General features: G+C 42.1%; 17 protein-coding genes and 7 tRNA genes. 2 read left to right on the top strand and 22 right to left on the bottom strand.

Translation table 11 applies throughout. The features are described 5' to 3' along the window. Positions 1 to 54: 54 nt before the first annotated feature. From AAV98_RS14050 to AAV98_RS14015, 8 genes are all read right to left on the bottom strand, one after another. Positions 55 to 140, bottom strand: a tRNA-Leu gene (locus AAV98_RS14050). A gap of 26 nt (positions 141 to 166) precedes the next feature. Further along, positions 167 to 250: transfer RNA gene (locus AAV98_RS14045), tRNA-Leu, on the bottom strand. Between the two features lie 16 nt (positions 251 to 266). Next, a tRNA-Gln gene (locus AAV98_RS14040) sits at positions 267 to 341 on the bottom strand. A 28-nt stretch (positions 342 to 369) separates the two neighbouring features. Then, positions 370 to 445: transfer RNA gene (locus AAV98_RS14035), tRNA-Val, on the bottom strand. A 50-nt stretch (positions 446 to 495) separates the two neighbouring features. Then, positions 496 to 567: transfer RNA gene (locus tag AAV98_RS14030), tRNA-Glu, on the bottom strand. A gap of 7 nt (positions 568 to 574) precedes the next feature. Further along, positions 575 to 665 (bottom strand) — tRNA-Ser (locus tag AAV98_RS14025). Between the two features lie 3 nt (positions 666 to 668). Beyond that, a tRNA-Asn gene (locus AAV98_RS14020) sits at positions 669 to 743 on the bottom strand. Between the two features lie 160 nt (positions 744 to 903). Continuing rightward, positions 904 to 1,377, bottom strand: a complete 474-nt coding sequence (locus AAV98_RS14015; RefSeq protein ID WP_060666189.1) for a SprT family protein — start codon at positions 1,375 to 1,377, stop codon at positions 904 to 906. 206 nt (positions 1,378 to 1,583) lie between these two features. Here AAV98_RS14015 and cmpA point away from each other — a divergent pair, with 206 nt between their 5' ends. Further along, positions 1,584 to 1,694 carry a cortex morphogenetic protein CmpA gene (cmpA, locus tag AAV98_RS20310; RefSeq protein ID WP_156317784.1) on the top strand — a complete coding sequence of 37 codons (111 nt, stop codon included), beginning with the start codon at positions 1,584 to 1,586 and terminating at the stop codon, positions 1,692 to 1,694. Positions 1,695 to 1,910: 216 nt separating this feature from the next. Here the strand turns inward: cmpA and AAV98_RS14010 are convergent, their stop codons facing one another. From AAV98_RS14010 to acpS, 14 genes are all read right to left on the bottom strand, one after another. After that, positions 1,911 to 4,097: a Tex family protein gene (locus AAV98_RS14010; protein ID WP_060666177.1), complete on the bottom strand. Its 2,187-nt coding sequence runs from the start codon at positions 4,095 to 4,097 to the stop codon at positions 1,911 to 1,913. Positions 4,098 to 4,374: 277 nt separating this feature from the next. Then, complete coding sequence (locus tag AAV98_RS14005; RefSeq protein ID WP_060666176.1) at positions 4,375 to 4,974, bottom strand: PP2C family serine/threonine-protein phosphatase; 600 nt, start codon at positions 4,972 to 4,974, stop codon at positions 4,375 to 4,377. Further along, positions 4,971 to 5,756: an RNA polymerase sigma factor SigB gene (gene sigB / locus AAV98_RS14000; protein WP_060666175.1), complete on the bottom strand. Its 786-nt coding sequence runs from the start codon at positions 5,754 to 5,756 to the stop codon at positions 4,971 to 4,973. Before sigB ends, AAV98_RS14005 begins: the two co-directional genes overlap by 4 nt. Next, the gene (gene rsbW, locus AAV98_RS13995) at positions 5,731 to 6,207 is read right to left on the bottom strand and encodes an anti-sigma B factor RsbW (RefSeq protein ID WP_060666174.1); all 477 of its coding nucleotides are present in this window, start codon (positions 6,205 to 6,207) and stop codon (positions 5,731 to 5,733) included. Before rsbW ends, sigB begins: the two co-directional genes overlap by 26 nt. Before the next feature lie 47 nt (positions 6,208 to 6,254). After that, the gene (locus AAV98_RS13990; RefSeq protein WP_060666173.1) at positions 6,255 to 6,563 is read right to left on the bottom strand and encodes an STAS domain-containing protein; all 309 of its coding nucleotides are present in this window, start codon (positions 6,561 to 6,563) and stop codon (positions 6,255 to 6,257) included. A 76-nt stretch (positions 6,564 to 6,639) separates the two neighbouring features. Further along, positions 6,640 to 7,647, bottom strand: coding sequence for a PP2C family protein-serine/threonine phosphatase (locus AAV98_RS13985; RefSeq protein WP_060666172.1), 1,008 nt, complete (start codon positions 7,645 to 7,647; stop codon positions 6,640 to 6,642). A 15-nt stretch (positions 7,648 to 7,662) separates the two neighbouring features. After that, positions 7,663 to 8,064, bottom strand: coding sequence for an anti-sigma regulatory factor (locus AAV98_RS13980; RefSeq protein ID WP_060666188.1), 402 nt, complete (start codon positions 8,062 to 8,064; stop codon positions 7,663 to 7,665). Between the two features lie 3 nt (positions 8,065 to 8,067). After that, a complete protein-coding gene (locus AAV98_RS13975; protein ID WP_060666171.1) occupies positions 8,068 to 8,424 on the bottom strand; it encodes an STAS domain-containing protein in 357 nt (118 codons plus the stop codon). Beyond that, on the bottom strand, positions 8,421 to 9,248 hold the full coding sequence (locus AAV98_RS13970; RefSeq protein ID WP_060666170.1) for an RsbT co-antagonist protein RsbRA: 828 nt from the start codon (positions 9,246 to 9,248) through the stop codon (positions 8,421 to 8,423). Before AAV98_RS13970 ends, AAV98_RS13975 begins: the two co-directional genes overlap by 4 nt. A 259-nt stretch (positions 9,249 to 9,507) precedes the next feature. Beyond that, positions 9,508 to 9,858, bottom strand: coding sequence for a type II toxin-antitoxin system endoribonuclease NdoA (gene ndoA / locus AAV98_RS13965; protein WP_010195163.1), 351 nt, complete (start codon positions 9,856 to 9,858; stop codon positions 9,508 to 9,510). A gap of 4 nt (positions 9,859 to 9,862) precedes the next feature. Continuing rightward, positions 9,863 to 10,144 carry a CopG family ribbon-helix-helix protein gene (locus AAV98_RS13960; protein ID WP_010195162.1) on the bottom strand — a complete coding sequence of 94 codons (282 nt, stop codon included), beginning with the start codon at positions 10,142 to 10,144 and terminating at the stop codon, positions 9,863 to 9,865. A gap of 145 nt (positions 10,145 to 10,289) precedes the next feature. Next, positions 10,290 to 11,459 carry an alanine racemase gene (alr, locus tag AAV98_RS13955; RefSeq protein ID WP_060666169.1) on the bottom strand — a complete coding sequence of 390 codons (1,170 nt, stop codon included), beginning with the start codon at positions 11,457 to 11,459 and terminating at the stop codon, positions 10,290 to 10,292. A 190-nt stretch (positions 11,460 to 11,649) separates the two neighbouring features. Next, positions 11,650 to 12,681 carry a LolA family protein gene (locus AAV98_RS13950; protein WP_269433468.1) on the bottom strand — a complete coding sequence of 344 codons (1,032 nt, stop codon included), beginning with the start codon at positions 12,679 to 12,681 and terminating at the stop codon, positions 11,650 to 11,652. Between the two features lie 154 nt (positions 12,682 to 12,835). Further along, the gene (gene acpS / locus AAV98_RS13945) at positions 12,836 to 13,201 is read right to left on the bottom strand and encodes a holo-ACP synthase (RefSeq protein WP_060666167.1); all 366 of its coding nucleotides are present in this window, start codon (positions 13,199 to 13,201) and stop codon (positions 12,836 to 12,838) included. A gap of 119 nt (positions 13,202 to 13,320) precedes the next feature. Here acpS and AAV98_RS13940 point away from each other — a divergent pair, with 119 nt between their 5' ends. Beyond that, positions 13,321 to 14,034, top strand: coding sequence for a rhomboid family intramembrane serine protease (locus AAV98_RS13940; protein ID WP_060666166.1), 714 nt, complete (start codon positions 13,321 to 13,323; stop codon positions 14,032 to 14,034). Positions 14,035 to 14,039: the final 5 nt, after the last annotated feature.

Genomic DNA, 14,039 nt, shown 5'->3' with positions numbered 1-14,039 from the left:
TCAAATCCAGCATTTCGTGTCAACACTTTTTTGAAATTCTTTTTTAAGTGTTTTTGGTGCGGCCGAGAAGAGTCGAACTTCCACGGGGTTGCCCCCACTAGGCCCTCAACCTAGCGCGTCTGCCATTCCGCCACGACCGCGAAAATGAATGGCTAGTGTAAATGTATGGTGCGGGTGAAGGGACTCGAACCCCCACGTCAAAGACACTAGATCCTAAGTCTAGCGCGTCTGCCAATTCCGCCACACCCGCATACATTATATAAAGTTGGCTGGGCTAGCTGGATTCGAACCAACGCATGTCGCAGTCAAAGTGCGATGCCTTACCGCTTGGCTATAGCCCATCGATGAAATGTAAAAATAAGTTCCCTCTGGTGGAGGATGACGGGATCGAACCGCCGACCCCCTGCTTGTAAGGCAGGTGCTCTCCCAGCTGAGCTAATCCTCCAGGATAGAAATGGGAAGCAAAACAAGAATGTTTTGCATCCCACTTTGTAGTGACCCGTACGGGATTCGAACCCGTGTTACCGCCGTGAAAGGGCGGTGTCTTAACCGCTTGACCAACGGGCCATATTAATGGCGGAGAAGGAGGGATTTGAACCCTCGCGCCGCTTACACGACCTACACCCTTAGCAGGGGCGCCTCTTCAGCCACTTGAGTACTTCTCCATATGGCTCCACCAGTAGGATTCGAACCTACGACCCTTCGGTTAACAGCCGAATGCTCTACCGCTGAGCTATGGTGGAATAAAAACGGTATATATTATAACGTTACGTCGCAACCGACTGTTTTTATTTTAATAAGCTTGTACTTAAAAGTCAAGTTCTTTTGGAACAAAAATGATATATTATCATAATTGTCATCCAGCCGTTCTCTAAAACAGCGACTAGAACAATTTATCACATTTCACGGTTGCATGTCAACAAGCTTTCCTAATTCTTTTAACTTCCCTCTACATTTTCCACATCTATACTTGTTTGTATTCACTCTTCTTACTCTTTTATATTGCAGATGACAGTTTACACATTCATATATACGAAAAGTTTTCGGTTTGGATTCTTGTGTTTGAATGGGGGTACAAAATCTTGGTGCTCCCATTTTTTTCAATAATAAACGGAAATCAGCATCTCGGTGTTTGTAACCTTTACCTTGAATGTGCAGATGGTAGTGACATAGTTCGTGTTTGATAATGCCTACTAGTTCGTCCATACCAAGTGCATCATAATACTTTTTATTGATCTCTATATTACTTGTTGAAGTGAGGTATCTCCCTCCGGTTGTTTTTAGGCGATGATTAAAGGAAGCTTTGTGAAGGAAAGGTCTGTTGAAATAGTTAAGTGAAATCTCTTCTATTAACTTCTGTAGATCTTTGTCTTCCATTTGCTCTCCCCCTTTCATTCGAACCCTCCCCATTATACTGCATAGTATAGAAAAAAATAAGTCATTTATGTTTGGCTGTTTTCTATAAGATTTTTGCAAATTCCTTAGATCGTCCCATCCCCACACTCACTAATTTGCATCAATCTTACCTAAGCAGCCTCTCATTATGAGCCTTCAAGTAAAAGGTTGAAGGGGGTAGTGAAGAGATGCCGTCTTGGTTTAGGAAGCAAATGCAACGTGCATACTTGGAGAAGGATCGATATCAGATAAAAATGTTGAATCAGTGCTGGTTTTTCTATCATAAAAAGAATAGCTGAAAATGAAACAACCTTGTTGATTGGAGTGGAAGGCGCGTAGACGCCCGCGGGAGGAAGGGACAGGTGAGACCCCACAGGCGCACGCCGAGGAGGCTCACGGACCGCCCGCAGGCAAGCGAAGCGCCTGGAACGGAAATCAACGGTATTTATGCATTCTTATATTTTTAAAAACCCCCCGACAGCCTGTTTATTGGCCGTTCGGGGGGTTTTTTCTCTTTATACTTCTTGCTTTTCCGGTTGTAACATAGTCAAGGAAACTCTTCCTTTGTTTACTTCTACACCATCGACCCAAACGGTGACTATATCACCGACAGACACAACGTCTAGAGGGTGTTTCACAAATCGGTTGCTCAATTTAGAAATATGGACAAGGCCGTCTTGCTTCACTCCGATATCTACAAATGCCCCGAAGTCTACCACGTTTCGGACCGTCCCTTCTAATTCCATTCCCTTTTTCAGGTCTTCCATTTTTAAAACATCCTGCTTTAAAAGTGGTGTTGGCATATCATCACGCGGATCCCTTTCCGGTCTGATGAGTGAGTCAATGATGTCCTGAAGCGTAATAGGTCCGATATTCAGATCTTCCGCCAGCTTCTCGACATCTACACCTTTTAAAGCTTGTTGCAATTTTTCAGATCCGATCTCCTTTTCAGATGCCCCTAGCTGCTTCATTAATTTTTTTACATCGCTATACGTTTCGGGGTGGATGCCCGTTCTGTCTAGTGGTTGCTTCCCATCAATGATTCTTAAGAAGCCGATACATTGTTCATAGGTTTTTGCCCCTAGTCTCGGAATACCTTTTAGATCTGACCTGCTAGCAAATTTTCCTTCTTCTTCCCGCTTCTTTACTATATTATTGGCAACAGTCTTAGATAACCCTGCCACATATTGCAATAAGGAGGAAGATGCCGTGTTTACATTAACCCCCACTTGGTTCACGACCGTTTCCACAACGAAATTCAAGGATTCTGCTAAGCGTTTTTGTGCCACGTCATGCTGGTATTGGCCCACTCCAACTGATTTTGGATCTATTTTTACAAGCTCTGCCAACGGGTCTTGCAGTCTTCTGGCAATAGAGACAGCGCTTCTTTCTTCTACTTGTAGATCAGGGAATTCTTCTCTTGCCAGATCAGAGGCCGAATATACACTTGCCCCTGCTTCATTAACGATCAAGTAAGAGATGCTCTTCCCGCTTTGTTGGATAACATCAGCGAGTAATTGCTCCGTCTCCCTAGACGCAGTCCCGTTCCCTATAGCCACTACTTCAATAGTAAAGGTGGAAAGGACGTCCAATAGCTTATTGATGGACTCTTCTCGCTTCTTCTCCCCTGATGTGTGCGGATAGATGACACTTATATGAAGAACTTTCCCTGTTTCGTCCACTACGGCAAGTTTGCAACCTGTTCGATAAGCTGGATCGACCCCTAATACCACACGTCCTTTAAGAGGTGGTTGAAGAAGGAGGTTCCTTAGGTTTTCAGAAAAAATATGGATGGCTTGTTCTTCCGCTTTTTCTGTTAGCTCTTTTCTTATTTCACGTTCGATGGCAGGCTCAATCAACCGCTTATATCCATCTTCAATCGCTTCTTTTATAAGAGGTGTAGCAATGGAAGATTCTCGTTTAATTACTTGACGATTAAGGTATTCTACGATTCTATCTGACGGAGCAGCAATGGAGATTCGTAAGACTTCTTCTTTTTCTCCTCTATTTACTGCTAGAATTCGATGAGGAAGGATTCTTGCGATTGCTTCTTCATACTCATAATACATAGCAAAGACTTCTTTTTCGTCTTTTTCCGCTTTCTTAACCGCTGATACTACCTTCCCTTGCTTAAAAGTAACGTCGCGGATATATTGGCGATAAGTTGGCTCGTCTGAAAAAGTTTCTGCAAGAATATCCTTTGCTCCTTCGAACACCTCTTCAACCGTCACCACTTCTTTTTCCTCAGATAGAAAATCCGCAGCTTTTTCCTCTAGTGAAGGAGAGGATGGGAACGTGAGGAGCCATTCAGCATAAGGTTCCAACCCTTTTTCTTTTGCGACTGTCGCTTTTGTGCGGCGTTTTTGTTTGTATGGTCGATAGAGGTCCTCTATCTGTTGTAGTTTGGTTGCTTTTAAGATGTCGGTTTTTAGTTCTGGTGTAAGTTTCCCTTGTTCCTCGATCAGACGGGTAACTTCTTCTTTTCTATTTTCAAGGTTTTGTATGTATTGCCATTTTTCCATGACGGCTCTTATTTGTACTTCGTCTAGTGAGCCGGTTTGTTCTTTTCGGTATCTGGCGATAAAAGGAACGGTGTTGCCTTCTTCCAAGAGGGCAATTACTTTTTTCGCTTGTCCTTTTGTCACTTCTACGTCTTTCACTAATAGGTTGACCAATTGCTCGTTTTTATCGTTCCATTCCAATTTTGTAGCCTCCCAACATATTAACCCATTATCTATTTTAGCAAATTATTTGGACAAAGAAAAAAGACTAACACGGAAATGTCAGTCTTGAACGTTGAAATGTTGAGTTAACTTGTTGATCTTCGTTCCAGGCATTTCGTTTCCTGGAGAGGTCCGGAAGCATCCTCGGCAAACCAGAGGCCGCTGAAAAAACTTTAATTTTAGAAATTTTTTAACACCGCTGTTGATTTCAATTCGATCATCTTAGTTTTTGCAGATATTTTAGTTTCCGTTCTCCCTAGTGGATTTCACCTGAAATGATAGTGACGTCATCCATTCCATTGCTTGTGAACATCGCTGCGATTTCTAGTAGGGATGTAGCGGAAGGGATGTCTTTGATGTATTTTTTCACAGACGGAATATTTAGTCCATCTGAGTATAAGAAGAACTTCATATTGGACTTGTAGGGAAAACGATGGGTTTTAAGTGTTTGAGGTCTTCCAGAAAGGTAGCCTTTGACTGGAAGTGGGTAAATTAGCTTTTCTGTCGGAGGATATAGGAAAAATCGAATATTCCCAACACAGCTGTATAAAACTTCTCGCAGGGCATAGTTGACTTTCAGTACAGATACCGCTGCCCCACGCTTATTTCTCATCGCTTCATTACAAGCTTTCATGATAACTGAAACATCTTCTGTTTCATGGTCTTTGGCAGCAGAGATAACTGCCTGAGAAGCGTCGTGAGCAAATTCTCCGCTACCTAGACCATCTGCTACTACACATAAAAAGTAGTCATCTGTTGTACTTACATAGTAGCTGTCTCCACAGAAATACATTCCGTTTTTCGCATTCTGGTAGGCATTCACGTTCGCTCTTTTATGTTTGAATTGTTCAATCATGAAAAAATCTCCGTGTTTGCATTATCTTCCAAAAACGCTTGTTTGAGCTTGGTCAGCGCTTTACGTTGTAACCTTGAGACATGCATTTGTGAAATACCCAACTTTTCCCCTGTTTCTTTCTGACTCATATTCTTAAAAAATGTGCAATCGATAATCTGTTTCTCTCTTTCGGAAAGCACATGAAATATTTTTTGTAGTAGAAGCTGCTGATCGACCTGATCGAATCCAGCATCCTGGTTGCCTACGATATCAAGGATGGTAACTGTACTTCCATCAGAGTCTGCCTCGATGGCATTATCGACAGACAGAGCTTGATAGTTCTGGCTCATCTCCATCGCTTCCAATACTTCTTCTTCGGTTACTTCCAAGTAATCAGCAATTTCAAAGACTTTTGGTGAACGTTGTAGTTCATTTGTCAGTTCTTCTACGGCAGATTTTATCTTTGGTCCGATTTCCTTGATTCTACGCGGAACATGTACGCTCCATGTTTTATCCCGAAGGAACCGTTTAATTTCTCCGATAATCGTCGGTACGGCAAATGCTTCGAAACTTCGGCCAAAACTCGCATCAAAACGCTTCATAGCCCCAAGCAAACCGATCATCCCTACTTGGGAAAGATCTTCGTGAAAGGCTTTGCCTCTCGAATATTTACGAGCGATGGATTCAACAAGTGCAGTATAATGCTCTACTAATTGCAACTGCGATACTTCACAACCATCTTGTTGGTACCGCTCTAATAGCATATTAACATCCAGCTTACTGGACGGAGATTGATTCTGCATCCCTTTCCACCTGCTCTCCTTGTACATACTTTGTCATGAAGACCGTAACGCCTTGATTGCTGTGCACCTTCACATCATCCATCAGCGTTTGGATTAAGAATAATCCTAACCCTCCTTCTGGCAAAGTTTCTACTGGTTGCGACTCGGTGTATGGACCTAACTCTTCTCTAACTTTGTCAAAATCAAAACTTCGGCCATTGTCAGCTACCACTAACTCGAGTCGGTCTTTATATATACCGAATCCGATTCGAATGTTTCCTTTTTCATCTTGCTTATAAGCATGCTCTACCGCATTCGTACATGCTTCACTTAATGCAATTTTAATATCTTCAATTTCATCGTATGAAAAGCCCATCCGATTCGCAATTCCAGATAAAGTAAGACGGATAACTCCTACATACTCTGCTTTTGCTGGAAAAGACATTTCTATATAGTCATAAGCCCGGTTCATTGTTCCCCCACCTTTAAGTGAACTTATTTAACGGCTGCTAAAAGAGCCTATTTAATTTCCATGATTCCTGCTAAACCAGTAATATCAAACAATCTCTTTAAACGATCCGATAAACCTACCAGACGAAAGACACCGTTGTTTGCTTTAACAGTTTTAAAGAAACCTACAAACATCCCTAAGCCTGTGCTGTCCATATAATTAACGTTGGATAAATCAAATACTAGTTCTCCAGTGAATCCTTCTAATAGAGGGGCAACCTTTTCCTTTACCTTCGGAGCAGTATAGGCGTCTATTTCCCCTTCCAGGACGACAAGCGTCTGATTTAACTCTTCTTTTATTTGAATGTCCATATTCATTCTTTCGTCACCTCAAACATGAATTAGAATTCCACTTTTAGGTCATCCCAATACTAAATACCCGCTTCTCAAACTTTTAAACCTTTCTTTTCAAAATAATTAAGGTAAAGTCATCTCTGAGCTGAAAGTCCTGTAATTTCTCCAGATCCCTGTATACAAGCTCAACAATGGCCTGAGGCGGCAGATGTATATATGACCGGATTAAATCTATTATTTTATCAACCTCGATAAATCCTTCTTCTGTACGACATTCTGTTACTCCATCTGAGAAGAGGATTACCATATCATCTACTTCGATTCTTTTTTCATATTGTTGATAGGTTGCAAGTCTGTCAATACCTAGAACAAGCCCTCTGGCATCTAGCTCATAAAATTCATTTTTCTTCGCATCGAAATACAACGGCGGTTCGTGCCCCGCAGAAGAGAATGAGAAGAGGTGCTTGTGAAGGTCATACATCCCGTAGAACATCGTGATGAACATGCTTGCATCCACATTTTGTTCTACCACTCTATTTAAGTTCCCAAGCACGTAGCTTGGCGCAACTCTCGTATCTGGTAAACTATCCATGGCATATTTAATCATACTCATACACATCGCAGCCGGGATGCCTTTACCGATAACATCTGCAATAGCAACACTGAACGAATCCTTTTCGTTATGAACAAAATGGTAATAGTCTCCACTCATATGTTTTGCAGGTACACTGATCGCCCCAATCTCTACTGAGTCCGTTTCAGGAATTTTCGTTTCTAGTAGCGTCTGTTGTACATTTGCTGCAATCTCAATCTCGGTCTGAATCTCTTGTTGTCTATGACGAAGACTTTGGTGCTCCCTGTAAGCAATCCCATAGCCGATCATCACTTCGAGTAGAAAATCCAAAGAATGGAGTATATCATCTGGAATGTCCGGGGAAAGATCTTGCAGCATGGATTTATGCACACTGATGATTTCTTCCGGTGAGATTTTCTCCCCAAGCAATCTGCGACTGAATTCTTGCCCTTTATAGAGCGCTTCTTCGGACTGGCGGTTTAAATAGGCAGAGAGTATATCCTTATATTCTGATTCAAGTTTTTCGTAATTCATGGGTTATCCCCCCTTCTAGCGAACCCACTTTACGGCATGAATGGTCGTTCCTTCTCCAGATGTAGAATCAATTTGAAACGAGTCCATTAATCGTTTTACTCCAGGTAATCCAGCTCCAAGGCCTCCTGATGTCGAATAACCATCCTCCATCACCTGTCGGATGTCGGAAATTCCAGGCCCATCATCTGTGGCTATCACTTTTAGGCCGATTTTTCCATATTCATCCAGTTCTTCTACACAAATTTGACCTGTACCTGCATACAAATAAATATTTCGTGCCAACTCCGAAATCGCGGTAGTGATCCTCGCTTGGTCTACTGTTCCGAAACCCAGATCTTTGGCAACATTCCTACCCATCTGCCGGGCAGCTACGATGTCCCATTCGTTTCTTATTTTTACACAGGATTGGACAGTCATCATTTACTCCCCCAGTTCCTGTTGTAATTTCTCTAGACCCTTTTCTAAATCTAATGCCGTGAACACTTCATCTAAGTGGATGCCAAGTTCAACTAAAGTGATGGCTACAGCAGGTTGAATACCTGTCAGAACGACTTGCGCTCCCATAAGTTTTGACATGCTGATGACATCTCCAAGCACTTTTGCAATAAATGAATCAATCATATCAACGGAGGTCAAGTCAATAACGACTCCATTCGCACCTGTTTCATGTATTCTATTTAGAAGATCTTCTTGAAATTGCAACGCAGTTTGATCATCTAATTCCCATTGAATGGATATTAAAAGGCAATTGTGAAGCTTTAGAATAGGTATTCTCACTCTTGATCCCCCGCAGTCACAATTTGTCTGTTTGTCATTTCAAGCGCTGTTTCAATCCCTTTTTTCAAGGAATTTTTCGTAATAATTTGGTCTAGATTGATTCCCAAATTAACTATCGTTTGGGCAATTTCAGGACGAATGCCAACCAACAAGCATTTCGCACCGACTAGTCGAACCGCTTCTGCAGCCTGAATAATATGGTGAGCTACCATGGTATCGACAACAGGTACACCTGTAATATCAATTAGGACCACTTCCGCACGGTGTTTCACTACACCTTGAAGGAGATTTTCCATGATTTGTCTTGCGCGCTCTGTGTCAATAGTACCCACAAGCGGCATAACAGAGATCTTGTCAAATACCGGGATAAGAGGCGCCGCTAATTCTTGCAACGCGATTTTTTGCATGGAAACCGTGTGTTCCCAAGAACCTGTATACGATTTTAAAATCTCATTCCCTACCGGACGGAGCCAATGTTCAAAATCGTAAATTAAAGAGACTTTACGGCTATCATCAACATGACTTGTCATTCCTTCATATACGATTTTTCCAAAAAGTGATAAGCCTTCTGTTACATATATAAGCGGCCAGCCAAAACGAACAATCTTCTCAGCAAAGTCCGTCAACACATTCGATAGATCATCGGAGTTTTTGCTGATATTGTTCAAAAGCAAATTGATGTATTCACGGCTTGTACTTAAATAGACTTTTTCAGAAATAGCCTTAAGCTCTTTCTTTTCGCCGATCTCGTCCATCCCTTCAATCCACTGATTAAAGATTGTTTCGCGATTTTCCTCAATGTACTTAATTATATCTTGATTCATTATCCCGGCTCCTTTATTCGGTAATAGATATATTTAGAGAATTGACATTAATTATAGTTATACTACTACCACTATAAATTTTTATCATTTTAAAAGTCAAATATGATTAGTCCCAATTAACCCATTAATGTGGTTTATTTACCTATTATTGGTGGTACCTTTGTAGGAAAGGTACATAATTATGCTAAACCGGCTGCAAAATAAAAAAGCTACTCACCTGCTTGTGAATAGCTTTTTATCGATAAAACGGATTCAATTATTAAAAGTCAATAAGTCCTAAGCTTATTTGAAGCGCCTCATCCACTTTGTCCATCATCTCTTCGTCAAGATGAGTAATTTTGTCCGTTAATCTTTGTTTATCAATTGTTCGAATTTGTTCGAGCAGGATAACAGAGTCACGTTCAAAACCGTAACGCTTCGCATCGATTTCAACATGTGTGGGGAGTTTGGCTTTTTGGATTTGAGCAGTAATGGCAGCTACTATAACGGTCGGGCTAAATCGATTTCCGATATCATTTTGGATGACAAGTACTGGTCGAACGCCTCCTTGCTCAGACCCAACAACCGGGGATAAATCAGCAAAATAAACGTCACCGCGTTTGACAATCAAATGATTACCCCCCGCTAACTAAGCGTTCAACCGTATGCTCCGCCTCATATTCAGCCAAGAAAGCTTCAGATGCAATGTTTAGATTGATTTTAGACATTTCCATGTAGCCACGTCTCATGGACTCGCGAATCTGACGCTTTTTGCGCTCGCGAAGATACATCTTTGTTGCTTGAAAGATTAATTCATTTCGATTGCCGTTTTCTTGTTTTACCAAACCATCTAATTCCGACACTAAGTTTTGAGGTAATCGAATCAAGATTTCAGTTGTTGCGCTGGATTCAGACACAGCATACACCTCCAAGAACTACAGACACATAATACTATTCCATATTCCATAATACCATCATTGCTGTTAATTGCAAAGTACATTTAGCGAATTCTTCTCTATTATCACTATATAATCCATTTTTTATGCAGAAAATTACCATTTACTATTCTAATGGTTTGTCTTGCAAATAGTTTCTCACTTCCATTATACTCCCGTCGCGCCAAAACATGCGGGGTACACGGTAACTGATCATACATGGGACTTCGTAGTTAATGGTATCTAGCTTTGCAGCGACATCATTGGAACTGATCTTCTTCCCGTCCTGCTCCCCGATAAGTGTCACCTTGGTACCGATTGGAAGTTCATGAGGCAATTTGATCATAAACTGATCCATGCAAATCCTTCCGACAATTGGAGCGAGTTTCCCGTCTACTAGAATGTTCATTCCTTGCAATTTTCTAATCCAGCCGTCTGCATAGCCAACAGGCACCGTTCCAATCCATTCTTCTTCTTTCGTTGTGTAGGTAGCTCCATAGCTGACACTTTCGCCAATCGTTAATTTTTTGACATGTACGAGTTTTGTATGCAAGGAAAAGGCCTCTTTTAACGGAAAAGGTAATTCTGGTTCCATCTCCGGTGATGGCGTCAATCCATACATAGCAATCCCTACCCGCACGGCGTTAAAGATCCTGGTTGGAAATCGTAAGGTAGTGGCACTGTTTCCACAATGAATCATCGGGATGGCGTGTTGGTTTGTTATGTGGTTCAGCAATGTGTGAAACCTTTCAAACTGCTGTTCCACATAATCTGATTGCAACTCATCCGCGGTCGCAAAGTGCGTGTAAATCCCTTCCATTTGCAAGTTAGGGGCTTTTTCAATCAACTCTAATATTTGCTTTACTTCCTCTTGTGTTCTCGCACCAATTCTTCCCATGCCAGTATCGAGTTTCAGATGAAGTTTCACCATAGCTTTGCCGTGATAGGCAACACTAGCTTCCTCTACCCATTCTTGACGAAAAACCGTGAGCGTAATGTTTTCCTTTGCAGCAAGCGGCAGATCGGAAACCCTTGAAGCACCAAGGACAAGGATTGGCGCTGTTATTCCTTGCTGCCTTAAAGACATCGCCTCGTCCAAAAAGGATACAGCAAGATACTTTGCACCCGCTTCCAAAGCCACCTTTGCAACTTGCGCATCTCCATGCCCATAAGCATTCGCCTTAACGACCGCAATGACCGTGACATCCTTTGTCACATGCTCCTGTATCGCTTGCACATTCTCATAAATACAATCCAAATCTACCTCAACCCACGTATCCCTATGAAAGCTAGACATCTACCTAAGCACTTCCTTTACCAATCTACAACCTCAAATTAATATGTTCCTATCATAACGAAAAAATCCCCGAAAGTCATGTGAAGAACGACCCCTTCGACACGGAGAGCGAAAATCCTTTGAGGGTCTGACCCCTTTTCGAAAAAAAATACAGGCCCGTCTGCAACGGGCCTGCTAGGTGGTTGTTTGGTTATTTGATGGCTGCGCCTTGGACAGATCTGGCGACCATGAGCATTTCTTCTTGGTTGAGGTCTTTGGATGCAAGGGTGAAGTCGACTCCTTGGTAAGTCCAGGTTAGGCTGTTTTCAGTCATCGCGCCGACTGTGAAGCCTAGGTCTGCTGGGTTACCGTTGACAAGCTGGGATGTCGGCACTTCCGAGTTACGCGCTTTCTCTTGGATCAACGTGAAGGTCTTCGTGCCTTCATATGTCATCACGACACGTTTTCCATTAGCAGTTTCCACGACTGTTTCTTCTTTAAGGTCTGTACCCGCAGGCGTATCAAGTGGTGTCATCGCGGAAAATTCATCCGACTCTTCCGTAACAGGTCCAGATGCAGGCAGCTCCAAGCTTGCACGAGCACCCGTCATATTCTTTTTCACATCAAATGCATCAGCGTCAAAGCTTGCATTAAATTTGAAATCAGAGAACTCTACAAGGACAAGCGGCTTTTTGTCCGGATCCATCACTTTTACGGATACTGGTGACAAATCTTTTTTGCTCAATGTAATTTCCTGAGTCGGAAGGAGTTTGTTATTTTGGTAGTTCGTTTTGGTTTCAAATACATAATGTTCTTCTGTCGCAGTAAACGTTGCTTCGGGATCATTCTTGATATCATTCACAAGCGACTCAAACAGATAGGCTTGGCTGCTATTTTGCGGCCATTCACTGTGGAAACGGAAGCTTTTGTTCAGCGCCGGCGTCAAAACGAATACACCCTCATCATTTCGGATGATGATCTGACTTTGATCCTTTTCTGCATTCTTCAAATTCACTTTGTAATAGTTCGGTTTGTTATGACCGATTTGCACCTCGTACACTTGTGGTTCCGCTCCAGTTTGAAGGGTCATTTTCGCATTCGATTCATACCCTTTCATCTCTTCTACTTTCGCACTAAGAGAAGCTGTCACATCTTCTTTAGATTTTGTACCGCACCCTGCGAGAACAAGGATACTCACAAGGCCAACCACTAACAATAGCCATGCTTTTCTCAAATTATTCATCCCCTTTGCCTTCATTACATGATTATCTTAGAGAAAAGTGAGAGTGCAGAGATACCGGACCATCCTTTATGTCGCAGGTTGGTTGGCGCTCTACTTGTACACCTTGTCTCCTTTCTGAACTATGTATATGAGCAAGCTTTGGGGAATATGCAGACTAGCTTGACAAGCTTTCAATTATTACTTGCGCGATGGCGTATTGTTCACTATGAGATATGGACAAGTGAACATTATTTTCTGCAGTGTGAGGCTCAGAAAAATAGGGCCTTCCTTTTTCCGTTGACGCAATTGTCATGTCCTGAAAACTTAATTCTTTTCCAATCCCGGTTCCTTTCGCTTTAGAAAAGGCCTCCTTTGCAGCAAAACGACCTGCGAGGAATTCCACTTTTCGCTTTTCATTAAGCGTTAAGAACCTCTCTTTCTCTTTCGGTGTGAGGATACGGTCCACAAAGCTGGGCTGGCGATTCATTAATTTCTCGATGCGAGCAAGCTCCACAATGTCTACTCCCGTTCCAATAATCATACTTTGACCAACCTCTTTCATATAGTAATGATATATTTTTTTGATTCTCCGACAAAGACTTTTCAGTGCCAACATGGTAATCTGAAAAGAGCCTACTTAACGAAGAAAGGGTGAAGCGGATGTTCGTCCGAACGGAAAACTTTCGTACTTTTAGAAGATTATATCCTATTATTACCACAATTGTTGCCATCCATCTTATTCTCTGGCTGGTTGTCCAATTTTCAGCAACCGTCCTTAATTTTACCGTTGGGTTTAACCTCTTTATATGGCAAGGAGAATGGTGGAGGCTGGTAACTCCGATTTTCCTGCATGCCAGCTTGACTCACTTCTTATTTAACTCCCTTTCTCTTGTGTTGTTCGGACCTGCCGTAGAGCGGATGTTAGGAAAAGTGAAGTTCATCCTTTTTTATTTGCTTGGAGGAATCTTAGCAAACGTCGCCACCTTGCTATTAAAACATGACACTTACAGTCATCTTGGTGCTTCTGGTGCGATCTTTGCGATTTTTGGTCTCTATTTTTACATGGTGTTCCTGCGACCAGACCTATTGGATCGCGCAAATTCCCAAGTGATTTTAACCATTTTAGGAATTGGGCTTGTGATGACCTTCTTGAATTCTAATATAAATGTCATTGCCCACTTATTTGGATTCTTTGCTGGTACCGTTTTAGCACCTTTCTTCTTAGGAAGAGGGCCGGCTACATCACCAAGATCGTTACGTGCCATTTTTCCTAACATCGGCAGACCGAGCGCACCAAGGAGCGGTAAACAAAACATCTTTTGGATTGTGTTAGTCGTATTAGTGCTGTTCGGCATACTATCACGGTTTATGTAATGGCA

Source organism: Bacillus sp. CHD6a (assembly GCF_001293645.1).
Taxonomy (GTDB): domain Bacteria; phylum Bacillota; class Bacilli; order Bacillales; family Bacillaceae_I; genus Sutcliffiella_A.
The sequence above is the reverse complement of the archived record's forward strand: the minus strand, read 5'-3'. Positions and strand labels throughout refer to the sequence as shown.